The following is a 16952-nucleotide window of genomic DNA, read 5'->3' as shown; positions in this document are numbered from 1 at the left end:
CTGGAGGAGAAGGATGAGAGGGTATATTTTTGATTTGGATGGTACAGTTTATCTGGATGATAAATTGATTGAGGGAGCGAAAGAGGCCATAACTGAGCTGCAAAATCGCGGGGATCAAGTTGTTTTTTTGACGAATAAATCGATTGCTACAAGAATGCAATACGTAGAGAAATTACGGGAGCTGGGAATCCCTGTCGAGCTCAATCAAGTGATTAATTCTAACTATATTACAGCCAAGTATTTGCAGGAAAGGTTAAATGAAAAAGAGGCCGTGCTCGTTATTGGTGAACAGCCTTTAATTGATGAACTCACCGAAATGGGGATTCGAATAACAGAGGATGAAAAAGAGGCCTGTTATGTTGTCGTTGGCTGGGACCGGAATTTCACCTATGAGAAAATTAACAAAGCCTATCAAGCTTGGTTGAATAAAGCGAAAATCATTGCAACGAATCCGGACCGAACCTGTCCAGTGGATGGCGGAGAAATCCCGGATTGCGGTGCCATGATTGGCGCCCTTGAAGGAGCCACAGGACAGCCTATTGATTCTATCACTGGAAAGCCGTCCCGGCTCATGGCGGAATTCGTCGTAACAGACGTCTTGATGATGAATCCTGCTGATTGCTATATGATTGGTGACCGGCTTGAAACAGATATTAAGATGGGGAATGAATTCGGATTGAAATCAGTGCTCGTTTTGACCGGTATCACAACGAGAGAAATGCTGGCTAGCACATCCTATACGCCGTCCTATATCGTTGATAGCATTAAACATGTTCCAGCTTTATAAATCAAAATGCCACATGGCGGGATTTCCAGAAGAGACAGCCAGCGCACCCGCCTTGAGAGCGGATAATATTTCAGCCTCCTCGCTGATTAATCCTCCGACAATGAGCGGCAGCTTGATTTTACGAGAGAGGTCATCAATGATTTTGGGCATTAATCCAGGTAAAACTTCAACTGCATCCGGCTTGCAGGAGCGAATGTTCTCGATCCCTTTTTGCACGGCAGCACGGTCTATTAAGAAAATGCGCTGGATGGTCATCAGGCCTTCTTCCCTCGCTAATTTAACAACATTGCTTTTGGTTGTGATGATGCCTGTTGGCTTCCAGGCCTTCGCAATAAATTGAAGAGCGCTTTTCGTATTGGATAGTCCCTCAATGAAATCGAGATGGATGAATACATACATGCCATTTGACTTCAGCTCTAAAATCATATCTGGTATATTCATGAGATTGCCAGTTAATAAAAAGGCAATATTCGCTCGGCTGTCTATGGCCTTTTGGATATCTTTTTCCTCTTTAATACTGGCAATTAATTGTGACTCAACCATATCTACTATTTTCATTGTTTTGCCCCCAATGTTGTTTTTGTAAATTTTAACACATATCTGCTCTTAGTATAGATTGCATAGATATTCCAGCAAATAGAATTAGATAGAGAAGAAATTTGGTACAATAGAATAAAAATAGCCTCTATAAGTGATTTAGCTATAGAGGCTTTTTTATGACAATGAAAAGGCGGATAGACATTTGATAACTTATCTATATACGTATGCATGCAGTCAGGAGGAAGAGCCGCTCTGCCAAATGGAGATGAGAGCCTTGTTTGGACGTAATGCTGGTCCTTATCTCATGATGAGCACGGAGAGAATTGAACCGGATAGAAGCCCGTTTATCCGAGAGCGAATTGAGGTTATGTTTGAGGGAGAGACCTATCAATCAATAGTTGAGCAAGTGGCGAATGTGGACCTTGGAGAGGAAACATTCAAAGTCCATCTCATTAAAGATAATGACCTCGATGTAAAGCTCTCCTTCAAAGAAAGGCGGAAGATTGAAAGGGAGATTGGTCTTTCCGTTAACGGTATAGCTGAATTGGACCATCCAAAGTATGTATTTGCGGTCATTCCATATAGAGGGCGCTGGTATTTTGGGCGCTATAAGAAGGGGGAGGCGGTTTGGCTAAAGCATCAGCAAAAACCTAGGGAATATTCAACAGCTCTCAGCACAAGGATGGCAAGGGCAGTTGTGAATATTGCCATCCCGGAAATAGAAGGTATTAGAGCGATTGACCCATGCTGCGGAATAGGGAATGTCCTAGTTGAGGCGCTATCGATGGGGATTAATATAACGGGCAGGGATATCAAACCATTGCCAGCGATTGGGGCAAGAGAGAATATCGCTCATTTTGGGTATGAATGTGAAGTGGTTAGAGGAGCTATTGAGGAAGTGACTGAGCATTATGATTCAGCCATTATTGATTTGCCTTATAATCTATGCCATACGGCTTCACCTGTGGAACAACTCTCGATATTAAGCCATGCCAACCGAATTGCAGATCGAATAGTAGTCGTGAGCGGTGAGCCGATTGATGCGATGATTGAGCAGTCCGGACTGATTATTAAGGATCGTTGTGAGGCGAAAAAGCCAGGGTTTACACGAGAGATTCTCTTATGTGAGAGTTCATTTATTCAGTCAAAGAATGAATGAAAGGTTAAAGTGAATGGGGGATGGGATTTGAAGAAGCTAGAGGGAAAAACAATAGCAATATTGGGGTCTAGAAAACTGGAGGAAATGAGTACAGTCATCCGCAATCTTGGGGGTGAGCCGCATATTCGTCCAGCTCAAGGGACGGTCTATCTCGACCAATCCCAGCTAAAGGATGATATCTATCGAATACTCGAACATCAGTATGATTGGGGCATCTTCACAACGGGGATTGGACTAGATACTTTATATAAAGCTGCTTGTGACCTTGGAGAAGGAGAAGCTTTCATTGCAGCTTTAAAAAACATGAAAATCGCAGCCAGAGGCTATAAGACAGTCAATATGCTAAAAAAGCTCGGTCTCACTGTGGTTGTCCGCGATGATGATGGCAGTACAAAAGGCCTGGTGCGAATGATGAAGGAGTATCCCTTGAAAGGCTGTAAGGTAGCCTTGCAGCTACATGGAGATCCGGCGCCGCTTTTAATTGAGTGGCTTGATGAGGAGCAGGCTCATTATAAAGAAATTTTGCCTTATATTCACACACCGCCAGAAAAGGAAGTGATGGAGCAATTGCTTAGTGAACTGCTTGGCGATAAGGTTGATGCCGCTTTTTTCACGAGCACACCGCAAGTACGCCATCTCATTGCGTATGCAGAAGTGAAGGGTTGTTTGGATGATCTGATGCAAGCTTTTGAAGGTCGGGTGATTGCGCTTGCAGTAGGAAAGGTAACTGCCCAAGCCTTACGGGAAGCAGGCATTGAGAGAGTTATTTTCCCTGAAAATGAACGAATGGGCAGTGCCATCGTCGAGTTGGGAAACTATTATCATAGCAAAAAGGACATCTGAGCAAAGTCTCAGATGTCCTTTTATATTGATTAATACCAGTCCCATACTAATACGAATAGGGATCCGAAAATCGTTACAACAGCAACGAATAAGGCATAAATGATATTCGTATACAATGTGCCTTTTTCCTTAGACTCGCCAATATGCATGAACAGGATAAGCTGCAGGCTGGCTTGAAGTCCGGCTGTAACGAGCAAGATTGTCATTTTGACTGCGAAGGATACATCAAGGTATAGAACCATTAATGCAGCTATCGTCAGAGCGATTGATGATAAGAAGCCGATAATATGCTCTTTAGGAAATAACTTTGCCATATTACATCAGTCCTTTCAAGTAGACGAAGCTGAAGATGAAGATCCAAACGACGTCTAAGAAATGCCAATAAAGTGAGAAGATAAAGGATTTATTGGCTGTATGAGTATTAAGGCCATGCTTTTTCACCTGAAGCAAGATTGCAAGTCCCCAGAACAGACCAAATGTTACGTGAGCTCCGTGGGTTCCAAGCAAGGTCAATAATGCAGAAGTGAACCCGCTTGTCGTGATGGCTGCACCTGCATGCACATAATGGAAGAACTCATAGATCTCAATGCCAAGGAAGGCTAGACCAAGCAATAGGGTGATGGTCATCATCGTCATCATGGCCTTCTTCATGCCCATGCGCATCGCATGAATCGCGATGCCAATCGTGAAGCTTGAAGATAATAAGATAAAGGTTTCCCAAAGTACGCCGGAGATTTGGAAGATATCCTTTCCAGTCGGACCATTACCAGTTCCATTTTCCAAAACGAAATAGACGGTAAATAGGGTGGCGAAGAGAACAATTTCGGCTCCTAGGAAAATCCAGAATCCTAAGATTTTCAGCTGATTCTCCTCTGTTCTATATTCTAATGGTTGTGAGGCATCTAGCTTCATTTTGTTTCACCTCGCAATTTCTTTTCTTCTTCCTCTAATTCTTTAGCAGAGATATGGAACCCATGGTCATTGCTGAATGAACGCGCAAACAGCAAGTAGAAGATTGGAATCGCAGCAATAATGGCTGGAATCCACCAGCTGAATACCATAAAGAATCCCCAGAAGAAGAAGGCAACTGCCATCCAGAATGGCATAAAGCTTGAGTTAGGCATATGAATTTCTTCAAGTTTGCCTTTAAAAATCTTATGTTTGCCCAGTTTTTCATCCCATAAAGTATCAACAGAGCTTACTTCAGGTGTGATAGCAAAGTTATAGGCAGGAACAGGTGTATGAGTAGCCCATTCCAATGTCCGCGCATCCCATGGATCATTATTGCCATTTAAGCGCGGTGCATAGCGGAAGCTCCAGTAAATGTTGTAAACCAGCAAAATGAACCCGATTGCTAAACCGACAGAACCGATGGAGGCAAGCAAGTTCAATGGGCCGAAGCCGCTTTCCTCAGAGTACGTGTACGTACGGCGTGTCATTCCTTTAAGACCAAGCGCGAATAGCGGTAAGAAAGTCACGTTAAAGGAGATGGCAATCCACCAAAATGCACGCTTTCCTTGTTTATCGTCAAGCATGAAACCGAAAATCTTTGGCCACCAGTAATAGAAACCGGCAAGAACACCGAAGACGGTACCAGGAATCAATACATAGTGGAAGTGGGCAACAAGGAACATCGTGTTATGGTATTGATAATCCGCACTTGCCATCGCAAGCATGACGCCTGTAATGCCGCCGAATGTGAAGATTGGAATGAATCCAAGCGCATACATCATTGGCGTCGTAAATTGAATTTTTCCTTTGTACATTGTCAGGAGCCAGTTAAAGATTTTAACCCCAGTTGGAACGGCAATCAGCATAGTTGTTATGGAGAAAAAGCTGTTAGAGAGTGCTCCTTGGCCCATTGTGTAGAAGTGATGGACCCAAACTAGGAAAGATAGTGCTGAGATTGCCACCATACTTGCAACCATCGATTTATAGCCAAACAAATTCTTCTTAGAGAAGGTTGAAATAACTTCACTGAATATACCAAATGCAGGCAGGATAACGATATAAACCTCAGGATGTCCCCAAACCCAGAACAGGTTGGCCCAAAGCATATCCATACCGCCGTCAGTCATTGAGAAGAAATGTGTTCCAAATAGACGGTCAAATGTCATTAACGCAAGTGCCACTGTTAAGACAGGGAAGGCAAAAACGATGATAACGTTGGTGATTAGGATTGACCAAGTGAACATAGGCATTTTTAAAAGAGTCATGCCAGGTGCACGCATTTTAAGGATGGTGACGATGAAGTTAATTCCGGTCATCAATGTACCAATCCCGGCAATCTGAATAGCGATTGCGTAATAGTTGTTACCGACTGATGGACTGAATTCCGTACTTGCCAGCGGGAAGTAGGCTGACCATCCGGCATCAGGAGAACCTCCAATAACGAATGAAATATTGAATAGCATGGCTCCGGCAAAGAATAACCAGAAGCTGACCGCGTTCAAATATGGGAATGCCACATCACGGGCTCCGATTTGAAGCGGGATAACAATATTCATTAAACCAATGATAAATGGCATCGCCATGAATAGAATCATGATTACGCCGTGTGTCGTGAAAATTTCATTATAATGCTGGGCATCAAGGAAGCCGTTTTCCGGCATCGCAAGCTGTCCGCGCATCAGCAAGCCGTCTACCCCTCCGCGGAATAACATCAAGAGGGCACAAATGATATACATAATCCCGATACGTTTATGGTCAACGGTCGTCAGCCATTCATCTCTAAGCCAACGCCATTTCTTAAAATAGGTCAGACCCACAACGATGGCCATCGATGCAGCAACAATGCTGACCATGGCTCCGTAAATCATCGGGTCACCAAGAACGAAAAATTCATCCCATTTCACGTTTGTCTAGCTCCTTTCATATCAAGCTCAAAGTGTTAATTCTAGTGGTTTCCGTGATTCTCAGATTCCTTATCAAATTGGTTTTCCTGATCAGGATCTTCGTTTGATGGAGCTTCTTTAGCGCCATGGTTATGTCCTTCTGGCGGCGGGCTGAATTCCAGGTGAGTGGAAGAATAGCTTTGACGGCCAACGTAAGCTGTATCTAGGAGCTCGTCAAATTTCTTTTCTGTCAGCTCAGGCTCATTTGCTTGAACTTGCTCAACCCATTCATCAAACTCTTCATTAGACATGGAGAGCGCTTCGAATTCCATATGTGCAGTCCCTTGGCCGCTGAAGTTGGAATTTCGGCCCATCATGGACATTTCGTTATCTGCTACGAAATTAAGCTTTGTGACCATGTCAGACATGGCATATTTTTGGCCGCCCAATTGCGGAATCCAGAAGCTGGTGATTGGTCCGTAAGAATATAAGCGGAACTCTACGACTCTATCAGTTGGGATATTGACATAGTTTACGGTTTCAATATCCTGCTCAGGATAGCTGAAATGCCATTTCCAGTTCGAAGAAGAAGCATAAATGACGAGAGGTTCTTGATCTTCATAGCCTTTTGGTTTGCTCTCAACCTCAAAAGTGGATACGACCGTCACGTAGCCAAGAATAGAGACAATAATAATCGGAATGGCTGTCCATATAATTTCAAGTGTATGACTGCCTTGGATATGCGGAGGCACGTAATCTTTAGGAGCTTTGGAAGCTCTATATTTCACTAATATGAAGATATACAGCACATAAACAACAACCATAACGCCAGCCAGCATCAGCATGGAGAAGATAATCGTATCTGATTGAGTTTTGGCTACTGGTCCGTTTGGATCGAACACAACCCAGTCACATCCGGCTAACAGAAGAATTGATGTCAGCATGGACCCTAAAAGTCCTAACTTTTTGTTCATAATGTTCCCCTTCCGTAAGTAGTTTAAGTTAGCTAGAAATATAAGTTGGAGCAGAAAAAGAATAACAGCTGTTTTGAATAAACCAACCATATTATGTAGCTTTTACCATACCCCGATTTTCAATATAATAAGTGTTTGACGAAATTACAAATATATGAATCTGAAAATGCAAATGTTTTTAGCATATTTGACAAAGATGTGAACTAATTAACATTAAATTATATTAATGGTTTTTTCTGTAATAAATGTGGCGAAATGGTGAATAATCCCTTTTGTTATCAGTTGTTGACTAATGCTCGAATAAATAATTGAGCAGGGTTTTTCCTACCGCAGGATGATTAACTCTTTCGGTTATCCTGTCATTGACAGTGTTAACCATCGAGTTTGCCGATTATAGGTAAGATGATATATTGATAAAGTAAATAGGATATATGTAGTCCTATATAATCAGGAGAAAAGGTCAATTATTAGCTATAATACAAGGGGGAAATATGTAGGAAATACTCAGGTAAATAGAATGGAAGCACTATATACTAGATTAGAAGTCTATTATCGATTGAAGGGGATGGATAAGTTTGAAGAAATTTGTTGTTTTATTGATTGCAAGCGCTTTCTTCTTCGTTGGCACGATAACATCAGTGAATGCTGCTCCGGAAAAGCATAAACCTCAAAAGGTGACCAATGTCGCTCACAGGGGAGCTTCGGCATATGCTCCGGAACATACAATAGCGTCCTATAAGCTGGGGGACAAAATGCATGGGGACTATATCGAAATTGATCTTCAAATGACAAAGGATGGGACATTGATTGCTATGCATGACGAAACACTTGACCGGACCACTAATGGAACTGGGCTGGTAAAAGACCATACCTTACAAGAAATCAAGCAGCTGGATGCGGGCAGCTGGTTCAATGAGAAGTATCCAGAATACGCTAAGGAAGAATATGAAGGCTTGAAAGTTCCGACACTGGAAGAAGTCTTTAAAAAGCTAGGCAAAAATAAAAAATACTATATTGAAACAAAATCTCCTGATGTTTATCCAGGCATGGAGGAAGAATTACTGCGCATAATTAATAAATATAAAATAAATAAGAAAACATTGCTCCTTCAATCTTTCAGCCCAGACAGCCTCTTGAAGCTCCACTCCTTAGATCCAACCTTAAAGCTTGTACAGCTAATCTCCTACAAAGAAACCGCGACTATCACGGATGAAGAAATTGACTATATTAAGAGCTATGCAGTTGGCATTGGTCCTAATCATACGTATTTAAATGAGGTCTATGTACAAAAGGTAGTTCAAAACGGCTTGGACATCCATCCATACACAGTCAATACAAAGGAAAGAATGAAAACCTTAATTGATTGGGGCGTGACCGGTATGTTTACGAATCATCCGGATATTTTGCATCAATTGAAGAAGGAATTGAGGAAGGGGGAGTAACCCTCTTCTTTTTTGTCTGATTCCCTTTATTTCAAGCCATAATACGATTAAGATAAGGAAAAACGTAAATGGACTGAGGTTTTTCATGAAAGAGAAATACTATGACGAATTAATGCGGATCAAAACTAGGGGAGACCAGCAAGGTCATCCGTCTACCCTTTCCTATAATCGCTATGAACCTACACCATATGCGGCACTGGAAAAATTATTTGCATCCTACAGCCTTAACCGAAGGGATCATGTTGTGGATTTTGGCTGCGGCAAGGGACGATTGAATTTTTATATTCATTATTTCTTTCAAGCTGCCGTCTCGGGAGTGGAGATGAATGAGGTCTTTTATAATGAGGCAATGATGAACCTGGCGGATTATGCGAAGTATCGGAGTGAAAAAATTCATTTCTATTGCTGCCTGGCTGAGGAGTTCAACATACAGCCTGGCCACAATCGCTTCTACTTCTTTAATCCGTTTAATGTCCAGATATTCAGGAAGGTCGTGAATCGGATTCTCGATTCGGTCGAGGAATATAGCCGCCCGGCGGATATTATTCTTTATTATCCTTCAGAGGATTATATCTTTTATTTGGAGCATGAAACGCCCTTTGAATGGGTTCAGGAGATAATCATTAAGGCACAAGATCCATTCGACCGATTTTTAATCTATCGCTTGCCGCAGAATAGCTGGGAATGATTTGAGCTGAGGCAGCAGTTATGTATGGTGACTGATGATGTACCAAATTTAAAAACCGCCCCTGTCAATGGACAGGGGCGGTGTATTGTTTAATCTACCGTATAAGGTTCAACGTGCACATGTACATTATAGACACCAAACTTCTTGGTAAGTTCCTTCTCGACTAAAGTGGCGATATCATGTGCTTCTTGTATATTAAGTGACGAGTTAACATAGATGACGATATCAATGACTTCATTATTCCCGTAATTGCGTCCCTTGATTTCTTTGACACCTCTCACGTCTTCCAGCTCCATGATGGACTTCTCATAAAGGGCAATCTTCTCTTCGTCAAAACCATCGGATAGATGGTGGGATGCTTCGCGGAAAATGTCCCAGGCTGTTTTACATATCAATAGACCGACAAGGAGGGCTGTTACGGTGTCTAGCCAAGGCATGCCAAGCTGGGAACCGAAAATACCTGCTGATGTGCCAATACTGACCCAGGCATCGGAAAGATTATCCTTCGCGGCTGCCATAACTGATTGGCTATTGATCTTCTCAGCAAGGTGCTTATTATATCGATAAACGAGATACATTATGATGAAGGAAAAAATACCGACATAAGCGGCTAGTATATCTGGAGCTTCCTCATGACCTTCAAACATGGAGCCAAATCCGTTCAGGAGAACTTGAATCCCGACGACCATCATGATGAGCGAGGCAATCAGTGAGGCAATCGTTTCGCTTTTCCAATGTCCGTAGCCATGGTCGCTGTCAGGCGGACGCTGGGAAAGCTTTAAGCCGATTAGAACAGCGATGGAAGCAATAATATCGGTCGAATTGTTAAGACCATCGGCGTATAGCGCCTCTGAACCAGTCAAAATTCCTATTAATAGCTTCATTCCTGAAAGGAACAAATAGGTGACAATGCTCAAGATGGCTCCTTTTTCACCCATTTTCAAATTCGAATATTGCTGTGAATCCATGTTTGTCACCCTCTTTGATAAAAATCACGCTTATCAATTTTACTATAATAGCTGTTGAAAAGAAATTAAAAGTTTTGTATGAAAATATAGGATTCACTGCCCATTTTCAAAAAATTCTAGAATTAATATTGACAAATCATATGGGTATGGTAGGATTAATTCCAATAACTTCTATATGGTATCTGTATGGCTTTGAGAGGGAAAACATGAGGGGAGGCGAACCGTCTGAAACCGTCTGATCTTCAGGAGGTAATGACTCATTTGGAGCAAATGCTGACTACGATTAAATTTGGGTCAATCACATTGGTGGTTCAAGATGGAAAGGTTATTCAAATAGAAAAGAATGAGAAGGTTCGCCTTCAACCAACATCAATTAATAAACCTAAATAGGAGCTTGCTGACTAGACAAACTAGAGGCAGTCTTTTCTTGTTATATACAGGGGAAGACTGCCTCTTTTGCGTAGTCAGAGGGAGAGCTTAGCAGAAAGGGGCTATAGGCTTCATGGAGAAAACCAATCAATGGCACGAGAAGTCGGAGTCATTCAATATACATGATGAAACAAAAGGGGCAAAGGTGGTTCTTGAGTGGTCGTTTAAGCATTTTCATGAAGAGAAAATCATTTACGCTTCAAGCTTTGGGGCGGAGGCGATTGTGTTAATTGATTTGATTAGCCAGGTGAAGCCGGATGCTTCCATTGTCTTTTTAGATACGGGCCTTCATTTTCCGGAAACGTATGAGGTCATCGATAGGATTGAAGCGAGATATAAAGATTTGAAGATTGAGAGGAAGCTTCCTGATCTGACACTGGATGAGCAGCGGGAGCAATACGGGTCAGCTCTTTGGAAAAGGGATCCGAATAAATGCTGTGAGATTCGAAAGGTCATTCCTTTAAGGGAAGCCTTAACGCCAATGGATGCGTGGATTTCTGGCTTAAGGAGAGACCAATCGCTCTCAAGGGCCAATACGGATTTCTTTAATGAGGATAGGAAGTTCAACAACATTAAGATTTGTCCGTTAATCCACTGGACATGGGATGAAGTATGGAACTATATCCATGAGCGGAATCTCCCATATAACAGCCTGCATGATCAGGGGTATCCAAGTATCGGCTGCTTCCCATGCACACAAGCTGTAGCTGTTGGTGCTGATAGCCGTGCGGGCCGCTGGAGCGGAACAGGCAAAACGGAATGCGGGTTGCATACAGAGTGAAGGAGGACTAAAAAATGCTGATGATTATAGCCGTGGCAGTTGGATTGTTCTTTGCAATGAATATCGGTGCGAGCGGGGCCGCGGCATCAATGGGCATTTCATATGGATCGGGCGTCATCAAGAAACCCATCATTGCCTTAAGCTTATGCGGAATTGCCGTTTTTCTTGGGGCTTGGCTTGGCGGGGGAGAGGTAGTCAAAACGCTCGGTAATGGCATTGTCCCGAAAGAAACGTTCACCATCTCAATTGCGCTGATTGTGCTTGCATCGGCAGCCCTGTCTCTGTTCCTTGCTAATATTTTGGCAATTCCCCTCTCAACGAGTGAAGTGACAGTGGGGTCCATCGTGGGAGCGGGCATTGTCTATCAAAGTCTATATGTGGCGCAATTTGCTTGGATATTCATGTTTTGGATTTTAACGCCTCTAGTGGCCTTTGCCGTTGCTGTCTTGGCAGGAAAGTTCCTGAAATGGCCTGCTGTGAAGAATTGGGTCCGTTCAAAAAAGGCGAAACCAGTCCTAGCCGTATTAGTGGTCATCATGGGGATATTTGAAGCCTTTTCTGCCGGAATGAATAATGTGGCCAATGCAGTCGGTCCCCTCGTTGGGGCAGATATCCTTACTACTCAGTCAGGTATTTTCTGGGGAGGTTTATTTGTCGCCATTGGTGCCCTCCTGCTTGGCAGGGGGGTTCTTGAAACGAATGGGAAGAAAATTACGGAATTGAGGATAGAGGAGGGCTGCATCATCTCTGGAACTGGAGCAGGACTCGTGATGGCGGCCTCCATCTTCGGCATTCCTGTCCCGTTGGTGCAGATTACGACATCATCGATTATTGGCATTGGATTCGCCAAGCAGGGGATGTCCGTTTTAAAGAAGGACATCGTTATAAGACTGCTCGCTGTCTGGATTGTATCTCCGGTGCTTTCGATGGTGCTTTGCTTTACTTTGATCCAATTGCTGATTGAGCACAATATATATCCGATTGTTGTGATGGCTGGCTTATTGATTTCCGTTTTTGGCGTGAAGTATTTGATGAAGAAGAAACCTGATGAATCAAGAGAGGTAATGCTCTCGAAGCAGAACTAAATGAAAGAGGGATGATAGACATGTCACTACCAAAACCGCATGGCGGAGTTTTAGTCTCTGCCTATGAACCGAATTATGATGTAACAGCCATTAATAAAACAATCCCGCTTGATGCCGTTGCATACAGTGACCTTGAGCTCATTGGCATCGGCCTGTTCAGTCCCCTGACTGGATTTTTGGGCAAGGCAGATTATGAATCTGTCGTAGAGTCCATGAGGCTATCGAATGGGATCGTGTGGAGCGTGCCTGTCACACTCCCAGTGTCAGAGAAGATTGCTTCCAGCTTAGAGGGTGGCGAGCAGGCAAGGCTGCAGTATGGCGGTGAAACGGTTGGAGTCATCACGGTTTCAGATGTGTATGAACCCAATTTGTCTAAAGAGGCAAGGAAGGTATACAAGACTGAGGAAGAGGCACATCCTGGCGTGAAGAGACTCTATGAGCGCGGAAATTATTACGTAGGCGGCGATATAATCCTTATCAAAAAATCTGATAAGGGTGTGGCAGAGGATGTATGGTTCGAGCCGAAAGAGACGCGTGCTTTATTTGAGGAGAAGGGCTGGAAGTCAGTGGTCGGATTCCAAACGAGAAATCCTGTCCACCGTGCCCATGAATATATCCAAAAAGCTGCGCTGGAAACGGTGGATGGGCTGTTTTTGAATCCGCTTGTCGGGGAAACAAAGGCAGATGATATTCCAGCAGATGTGCGCTTGAAAAGCTACCGCGTGCTATTGGATCATTATTACCCGAGAGAGCGGGTGCAGCTAGGAGTGTATCCGGCTGCGATGAGATATGCGGGACCACGAGAAGCGATTTTCCATGCGATAGCCCGCAAGAACTTTGGCTGCACCCACTTTATTGTCGGACGCGATCATGCGGGGGTTGGCGATTATTATGGGACCTATGATGCCCAATATATATTTAGTGAGTTTACAGAAGAAGAGCTGGGAATCAAGCCGCTATTTTTTGAACATAGCTTTTATTGCCTGAAATGCGGGGGGATGGCTTCTGACAAGACTTGTCCGCATCAAAAGGAGGATCGCGTGATTCTTTCTGGAACAAAGGTAAGGGAGCTGCTGCGAAATGGGGAACTGCCGCCGTCAACCTTTAGCCGCAAGGAAGTGGTTGAGGTTCTGATTGAAGGATTGAAGGAAAAAGAACAGGTGTGAGGAGGGGCAATCGTGAAAAAGGCAACGAATATTACATGGCATGAAACGGCCATTACAAAGGGTGAACGGCGAGCGCAAAACGGCCACGGAAGCTGTGTTCTTTGGTTCACAGGACTTTCTGGATCCGGTAAATCGACCATTGCCAATGCGTTTTCGAGCTATTTATATGAGCAAGGAATCAGTGAGTATGTACTTGATGGCGATAACATCCGGCATGGACTGAATAAAGACCTTGGATTTTCAGATGAAGACCGGGCGGAAAATATTCGTCGTATCGGTGAGGTCGCTAAGCTATTTGTTGATAGCGGCACGATTGTGACGACAGCCTTTATTTCGCCGTTTCGTTCAGACCGTAATCAAGTCCGCTCCCTGTTTGATGAAGGCGAGTTCGTTGAGATTTTCGTTGATTGTCCAATTGATGAGTGTGAGCGAAGAGATCCAAAGCACTTGTATGCGAAGGCGCGCAGAGGGGAAATCAAGGATTTCACCGGGATTGATTCCCCCTATGAGAACCCGCTGGAGCCAGAATTAACGATACAGTCTCATAAGGTAACGATAGAGGAAGCAGTGAAGGAAATCGCTGATTACTTAGTTTCAAAGAATATGATTTAAGGGGGCTTATAGATGGCTTACGATAAGTTTTGGGAGAATAACGAGAAAGTGAATAAAACGGAAAAGACGAAGCTTGAAAAGGATGGCCTTCGCATCTTGGACGATATACCGGAGTATGCAAAGAATGGTTTTGCTTCTATCCCAAAGGATCAATGGGATCTATTTAAATGGGCAGGGTTATATCTGCAGCGCCCAAAGGAAGATGGGTATTTCATGATGCGAGTAAATGTGCCATCAGGGATTCTGTCGAAAGACCAGGTTGAGGCGCTCGCTGGCATTGCCCGCGATTATGGACGGGGCGTATTTGATATCACGACACGCCAGGCGGTTCAATTTCATTGGCTGGAGATTGGAGAAATTCCGGATATTTTCAACCGTCTGGAAGCAGTCGGTCTATCAAGTGTGGGCGCCTGCGGAGACATCACAAGGAATATTGTCGGCAATCCGATTGCGGGCATCGACCCGAATGAGCTCTTTGATACATCAGGAATCGTTAAGGAAGTGTTTGATTTCTTCCAGAACAATGAGGATTTCTCTAATTTGCCGCGGAAATATAAAATGTCCATCAGTACGAATTTGCATAATGCATCAAATGCTGAAATCAACTGCATCTCCTTCACTCCTGCCGTTAAGGTGCTTGACGGCGTGGAGAAGCAAGGCTTCCACTTGAAAATTGGAGGCGGATTGTCTGCCCGTCCTTTCCTTGCACAAACGCTTGATGCCTTCATTGAGCCTGAGCGAACATTGGAAGTGGCTGTTGCGGTCACGACGATTTTCCGTGATTACGGCTATCGGGAAAAACGTCATTTAGCTCGGCTGAAATTCCTGATGGCGGATTGGGGAACGGAGAAGTTCCTTGCCAAGATCCAGGAATATACGGGTCCGCTGCCAACTCGCGGAGAGGAGCCTGTTGGAGAATGGAATGCCGGATATTTTTATGGCGTGCATGACCAAAAGCAAGAGGGTTTGAAGTTTTTGGGCTTTAACGTGCCGGTGGGGCGTCTTGATGCGGATGAAGTATTTGAGCTTGCGAGAATCTCAGACAAATACGGCAATGGGGAAATCAGGACTTGTAACTCGCAAAATCTCATTATTCCAAATGTGCCAGCAGAGCATGTGGAGGCGTTATTAGCAGAGCCAATCTTCGAGCGAATTACAATCAAGCCGAATTCGTTTATCGGTCATGCAGTTTCCTGCACAGGGATTGAATATTGCAATCTCGCATTAGTGGAGACAAAGGAACGGATGCGTTCCATCGCCCTCGAGCTTGATGAAAAAATTCTATTGGATGTTCCTGTTCGTATGCATATGGTAGGCTGCCCGAATTCCTGCGGACAGCGCCAAATAGCGGATATCGGCCTGCAAGGGATGAAGGTGAGAAATGCTAATAAAGAGATGGTTGAGGCCTATGAAATCTATGTCGGCGGAACATTGAATGCAGGCGGAGAATTCAATGAGAAGCTGAAAGGAAAAATCCCGGCTGAGGATTTAACAGGTGTTCTCTTGCAGCTGTTAACGTATTTTAAAGAAGAAAAGTATGCTGGCGAATCATTCTATGACTTTAAGCATCGAGTTGGATTAACAGCTATTCAAGAGGCGCTTGATTCCATTTTAGGGCTTGGTTCACATGGCGTTTCTGTATAGATTTGAAGTTTGTTTAAAAGAGAAAGATGTCATGGCCATCATTGCTGCGGCTAATGATGAGGAAGCCTTTAAGCATCTGGATGTGGAGCTTGAGAAATTTTATTTGCATATGCCAGAGATTGTTGATGTGACATTACGGGAGAAGAAGCGGATAGGCAAAAATACGGGTTTTATCCTTGATGAAGATGAGAGAGGGTGGTAAGGATGGCAGGTAAAGTATACTTAGTCGGAGCGGGACCGGGTGACCCCGATTTAATCACGGTGAAAGGGATGCGCTGCCTGCAGCAAGCAGATGTCATTCTTTACGACCGCCTTGTAAATCCTGAACTGCTGAAGCAGGCAAAGGAGGATGCCCAGCTTGTCTACTGCGGGAAGCTGCCGCATTACCATACGATGAAACAGGAGACCATCAATCATTTCCTGGTGAAGTATGCAAAGCGCGGGCTGAATGTTGTTAGGCTGAAGGGGGGAGATCCCTTTGTTTTCGGGCGAGGTGGCGAGGAGGCGGAAGAATGCGTGAAGCATGATGTTCCATTTGAAATTGTTCCTGGCATCACGTCCGGAATCGCCGCATCTGCCTACGCCGGTATTCCAGTGACACATCGTACGTTAAGCAAGAGCTTTGCCTTCGTAACCGGTCATCAGGCCGGAGATGTAGCGGCTGAGCATCAGTGGGGACACTTAGCGAATGCGGTTGATACAATCTGTGTTTATATGGGAGTTTCCCACTTGCCGTCCATTATTCGAAATTTAATCCAGGCAGGGAAGCCGTCTGACACTCCAATTGCTTTGGTACACTGGGGGACCTATTCAGAGCAGCGAACGGTCACCGGTACATTGGCGACTATTAAGGATGATATCCAGCGGGAGAATATTGCCAACCCAAGCATGATTGTCATTGGAGAAGTCGTTCGTCTTCATCATCGTCTGAACTGGTTCAAGGAAGAAATTGAACCGCATTTGCCGGTTGTCCACGGTTAAAGGGGAGAGGAGGGGCAGC

19 protein-coding genes are annotated in these 16952 nt (G+C 44.0%); 13 read left to right on the top strand and 6 right to left on the bottom strand.

Annotated features, from left to right (window positions below; genetic code table 11):
• Nucleotides 1-13 precede the first annotated feature (13 nt).
• Entirely contained in the window at nt 14-787 is a 774-nt protein-coding gene (locus tag CYL18_RS12720) for an HAD-IIA family hydrolase (RefSeq protein ID WP_104849895.1), read from the top strand.
• Here the strand turns inward: CYL18_RS12720 and CYL18_RS12715 are convergent.
• Nucleotides 782-1345 (bottom strand): glycerol-3-phosphate responsive antiterminator, encoded by a 564-nt coding sequence (locus tag CYL18_RS12715; RefSeq protein WP_104849894.1) that lies wholly within the window; start codon nt 1343-1345, stop codon nt 782-784. The genes CYL18_RS12720 and CYL18_RS12715 overlap by 6 nt on opposite strands.
• 184 nt (nt 1346-1529) lie before the next feature.
• On the opposite strand from CYL18_RS12715, the gene CYL18_RS12710 reads away from it, so the two are divergent.
• Both CYL18_RS12710 and CYL18_RS12705 read left to right on the top strand, forming a co-directional pair.
• Nucleotides 1530-2486: a TRM11 family SAM-dependent methyltransferase gene (locus CYL18_RS12710; RefSeq protein WP_104849893.1), complete on the top strand. Its 957-nt coding sequence runs from the start codon at nt 1530-1532 to the stop codon at nt 2484-2486.
• A gap of 27 nt (nt 2487-2513) precedes the next feature.
• Nucleotides 2514-3329 (top strand): uroporphyrinogen-III synthase, encoded by an 816-nt coding sequence (locus CYL18_RS12705; RefSeq protein WP_104849892.1) that lies wholly within the window; start codon nt 2514-2516, stop codon nt 3327-3329.
• 29 nt (nt 3330-3358) lie between these two features.
• Here CYL18_RS12705 and qoxD read toward each other — a convergent pair whose 3' ends face one another.
• Genes qoxD through qoxA form a run of 4 tightly spaced genes read right to left on the bottom strand, consistent with a single transcriptional unit; the run spans nt 3359 to nt 7137 of the window.
• A complete protein-coding gene (gene qoxD, locus CYL18_RS12700) occupies nt 3359-3643 on the bottom strand; it encodes a cytochrome aa3 quinol oxidase subunit IV (RefSeq protein ID WP_104849891.1) in 285 nt (94 codons plus the stop codon).
• 1 nt (nt 3644) lies between these two features.
• Nucleotides 3645-4241, bottom strand: a complete 597-nt coding sequence (qoxC, locus tag CYL18_RS12695) for a cytochrome aa3 quinol oxidase subunit III (protein ID WP_104849890.1) — start codon at nt 4239-4241, stop codon at nt 3645-3647.
• Nucleotides 4238-6184, bottom strand: coding sequence for a cytochrome aa3 quinol oxidase subunit I (gene qoxB / locus CYL18_RS12690; RefSeq protein WP_104849889.1), 1947 nt, complete (start codon nt 6182-6184; stop codon nt 4238-4240). The genes qoxC and qoxB overlap by 4 nt, the downstream gene beginning before the upstream one ends.
• 41 nt (nt 6185-6225) lie before the next feature.
• Nucleotides 6226-7137 carry a cytochrome aa3 quinol oxidase subunit II gene (gene qoxA, locus CYL18_RS12685; RefSeq protein ID WP_104849888.1) on the bottom strand — a complete coding sequence of 304 codons (912 nt, stop codon included), beginning with the start codon at nt 7135-7137 and terminating at the stop codon, nt 6226-6228.
• Between the two features lie 575 nt (nt 7138-7712).
• On the opposite strand from qoxA, the gene CYL18_RS12680 reads away from it, so the two are divergent.
• Nucleotides 7713-8579, top strand: coding sequence for a glycerophosphodiester phosphodiesterase (locus CYL18_RS12680; RefSeq protein ID WP_201741279.1), 867 nt, complete (start codon nt 7713-7715; stop codon nt 8577-8579).
• Between the two features lie 85 nt (nt 8580-8664).
• On the top strand, nt 8665-9267 hold the full coding sequence (locus CYL18_RS12675) for a class I SAM-dependent methyltransferase (RefSeq protein WP_104849887.1): 603 nt from the start codon (nt 8665-8667) through the stop codon (nt 9265-9267).
• 89 nt (nt 9268-9356) lie between these two features.
• Here CYL18_RS12675 and CYL18_RS12670 read toward each other — a convergent pair whose 3' ends face one another.
• Nucleotides 9357-10235 (bottom strand): cation diffusion facilitator family transporter, encoded by an 879-nt coding sequence (locus CYL18_RS12670; RefSeq protein ID WP_104849886.1) that lies wholly within the window; start codon nt 10233-10235, stop codon nt 9357-9359.
• A gap of 252 nt (nt 10236-10487) precedes the next feature.
• On the opposite strand from CYL18_RS12670, the gene CYL18_RS12665 reads away from it, so the two are divergent.
• The 8 genes from CYL18_RS12665 (at nt 10488) to cobA (ending at nt 16933) form a co-directional block, all read left to right on the top strand.
• Nucleotides 10488-10625: a YezD family protein gene (locus tag CYL18_RS12665; protein WP_104849885.1), complete on the top strand. Its 138-nt coding sequence runs from the start codon at nt 10488-10490 to the stop codon at nt 10623-10625.
• Between the two features lie 112 nt (nt 10626-10737).
• Nucleotides 10738-11445, top strand: coding sequence for a phosphoadenylyl-sulfate reductase (locus CYL18_RS12660; protein ID WP_104849884.1), 708 nt, complete (start codon nt 10738-10740; stop codon nt 11443-11445).
• A gap of 14 nt (nt 11446-11459) precedes the next feature.
• Nucleotides 11460-12530, top strand: coding sequence for an inorganic phosphate transporter (locus CYL18_RS12655; RefSeq protein ID WP_104849883.1), 1071 nt, complete (start codon nt 11460-11462; stop codon nt 12528-12530).
• Between the two features lie 20 nt (nt 12531-12550).
• Nucleotides 12551-13696 (top strand): sulfate adenylyltransferase, encoded by a 1146-nt coding sequence (sat, locus tag CYL18_RS12650; protein ID WP_104849882.1) that lies wholly within the window; start codon nt 12551-12553, stop codon nt 13694-13696.
• Nucleotides 13697-13708: 12 nt separating this feature from the next.
• Nucleotides 13709-14308: an adenylyl-sulfate kinase gene (gene cysC, locus CYL18_RS12645; protein WP_104849881.1), complete on the top strand. Its 600-nt coding sequence runs from the start codon at nt 13709-13711 to the stop codon at nt 14306-14308.
• 12 nt (nt 14309-14320) lie between these two features.
• Nucleotides 14321-15952 (top strand): nitrite/sulfite reductase, encoded by a 1632-nt coding sequence (locus CYL18_RS12640; protein WP_104849880.1) that lies wholly within the window; start codon nt 14321-14323, stop codon nt 15950-15952.
• Complete coding sequence (locus tag CYL18_RS12635) at nt 15936-16154, top strand: DUF3906 family protein (RefSeq protein WP_104849879.1); 219 nt, start codon at nt 15936-15938, stop codon at nt 16152-16154. The genes CYL18_RS12640 and CYL18_RS12635 overlap by 17 nt, the downstream gene beginning before the upstream one ends.
• A 2-nt stretch (nt 16155-16156) precedes the next feature.
• Entirely contained in the window at nt 16157-16933 is a 777-nt protein-coding gene (gene cobA / locus CYL18_RS12630; RefSeq protein WP_104849878.1) for a uroporphyrinogen-III C-methyltransferase, read from the top strand.
• Nucleotides 16934-16952 lie beyond the last annotated feature (19 nt).

The sequence above is a fragment of the Pradoshia eiseniae genome, assembly GCF_002946355.1.
Classification (GTDB): domain Bacteria; phylum Bacillota; class Bacilli; order Bacillales; family Pradoshiaceae; genus Pradoshia; species Pradoshia eiseniae.
This window is presented reverse-complemented; position numbering and strand designations above follow the sequence as displayed.

Excerpts from the sequence above, each read along its gene's own strand:
- CYL18_RS12715 (WP_104849894.1), bottom strand. The coding sequence starts at position 1,345 with ATGAAAATAGTAGATATGGTTGAGTCACAATTAATTGCCAGTATTAAA.
- CYL18_RS12655 (WP_104849883.1), top strand. The coding sequence starts at position 11,460 with ATGCTGATGATTATAGCCGTGGCAGTTGGATTGTTCTTTGCAATGAAT.
- cobA (WP_104849878.1), top strand. The coding sequence starts at position 16,157 with ATGGCAGGTAAAGTATACTTAGTCGGAGCGGGACCGGGTGACCCCGAT.
- qoxC (WP_104849890.1), bottom strand. The coding sequence starts at position 4,241 with ATGAAGCTAGATGCCTCACAACCATTAGAATATAGAACAGAGGAGAAT.
- CYL18_RS12675 (WP_104849887.1), top strand. The coding sequence starts at position 8,665 with ATGAAAGAGAAATACTATGACGAATTAATGCGGATCAAAACTAGGGGA.
- CYL18_RS12660 (WP_104849884.1), top strand. The coding sequence starts at position 10,738 with ATGGAGAAAACCAATCAATGGCACGAGAAGTCGGAGTCATTCAATATA.
- qoxD (WP_104849891.1), bottom strand. The coding sequence starts at position 3,643 with ATGGCAAAGTTATTTCCTAAAGAGCATATTATCGGCTTCTTATCATCA.
- CYL18_RS12670 (WP_104849886.1), bottom strand. The coding sequence starts at position 10,235 with ATGGATTCACAGCAATATTCGAATTTGAAAATGGGTGAAAAAGGAGCC.
- CYL18_RS12665 (WP_104849885.1), top strand. The coding sequence starts at position 10,488 with ATGACTCATTTGGAGCAAATGCTGACTACGATTAAATTTGGGTCAATC.
- qoxA (WP_104849888.1), bottom strand. The coding sequence starts at position 7,137 with ATGAACAAAAAGTTAGGACTTTTAGGGTCCATGCTGACATCAATTCTT.
- CYL18_RS12635 (WP_104849879.1), top strand. The coding sequence starts at position 15,936 with ATGGCGTTTCTGTATAGATTTGAAGTTTGTTTAAAAGAGAAAGATGTC.
- sat (WP_104849882.1), top strand. The coding sequence starts at position 12,551 with ATGTCACTACCAAAACCGCATGGCGGAGTTTTAGTCTCTGCCTATGAA.
- CYL18_RS12640 (WP_104849880.1), top strand. The coding sequence starts at position 14,321 with ATGGCTTACGATAAGTTTTGGGAGAATAACGAGAAAGTGAATAAAACG.
- CYL18_RS12720 (WP_104849895.1), top strand. The coding sequence starts at position 14 with ATGAGAGGGTATATTTTTGATTTGGATGGTACAGTTTATCTGGATGAT.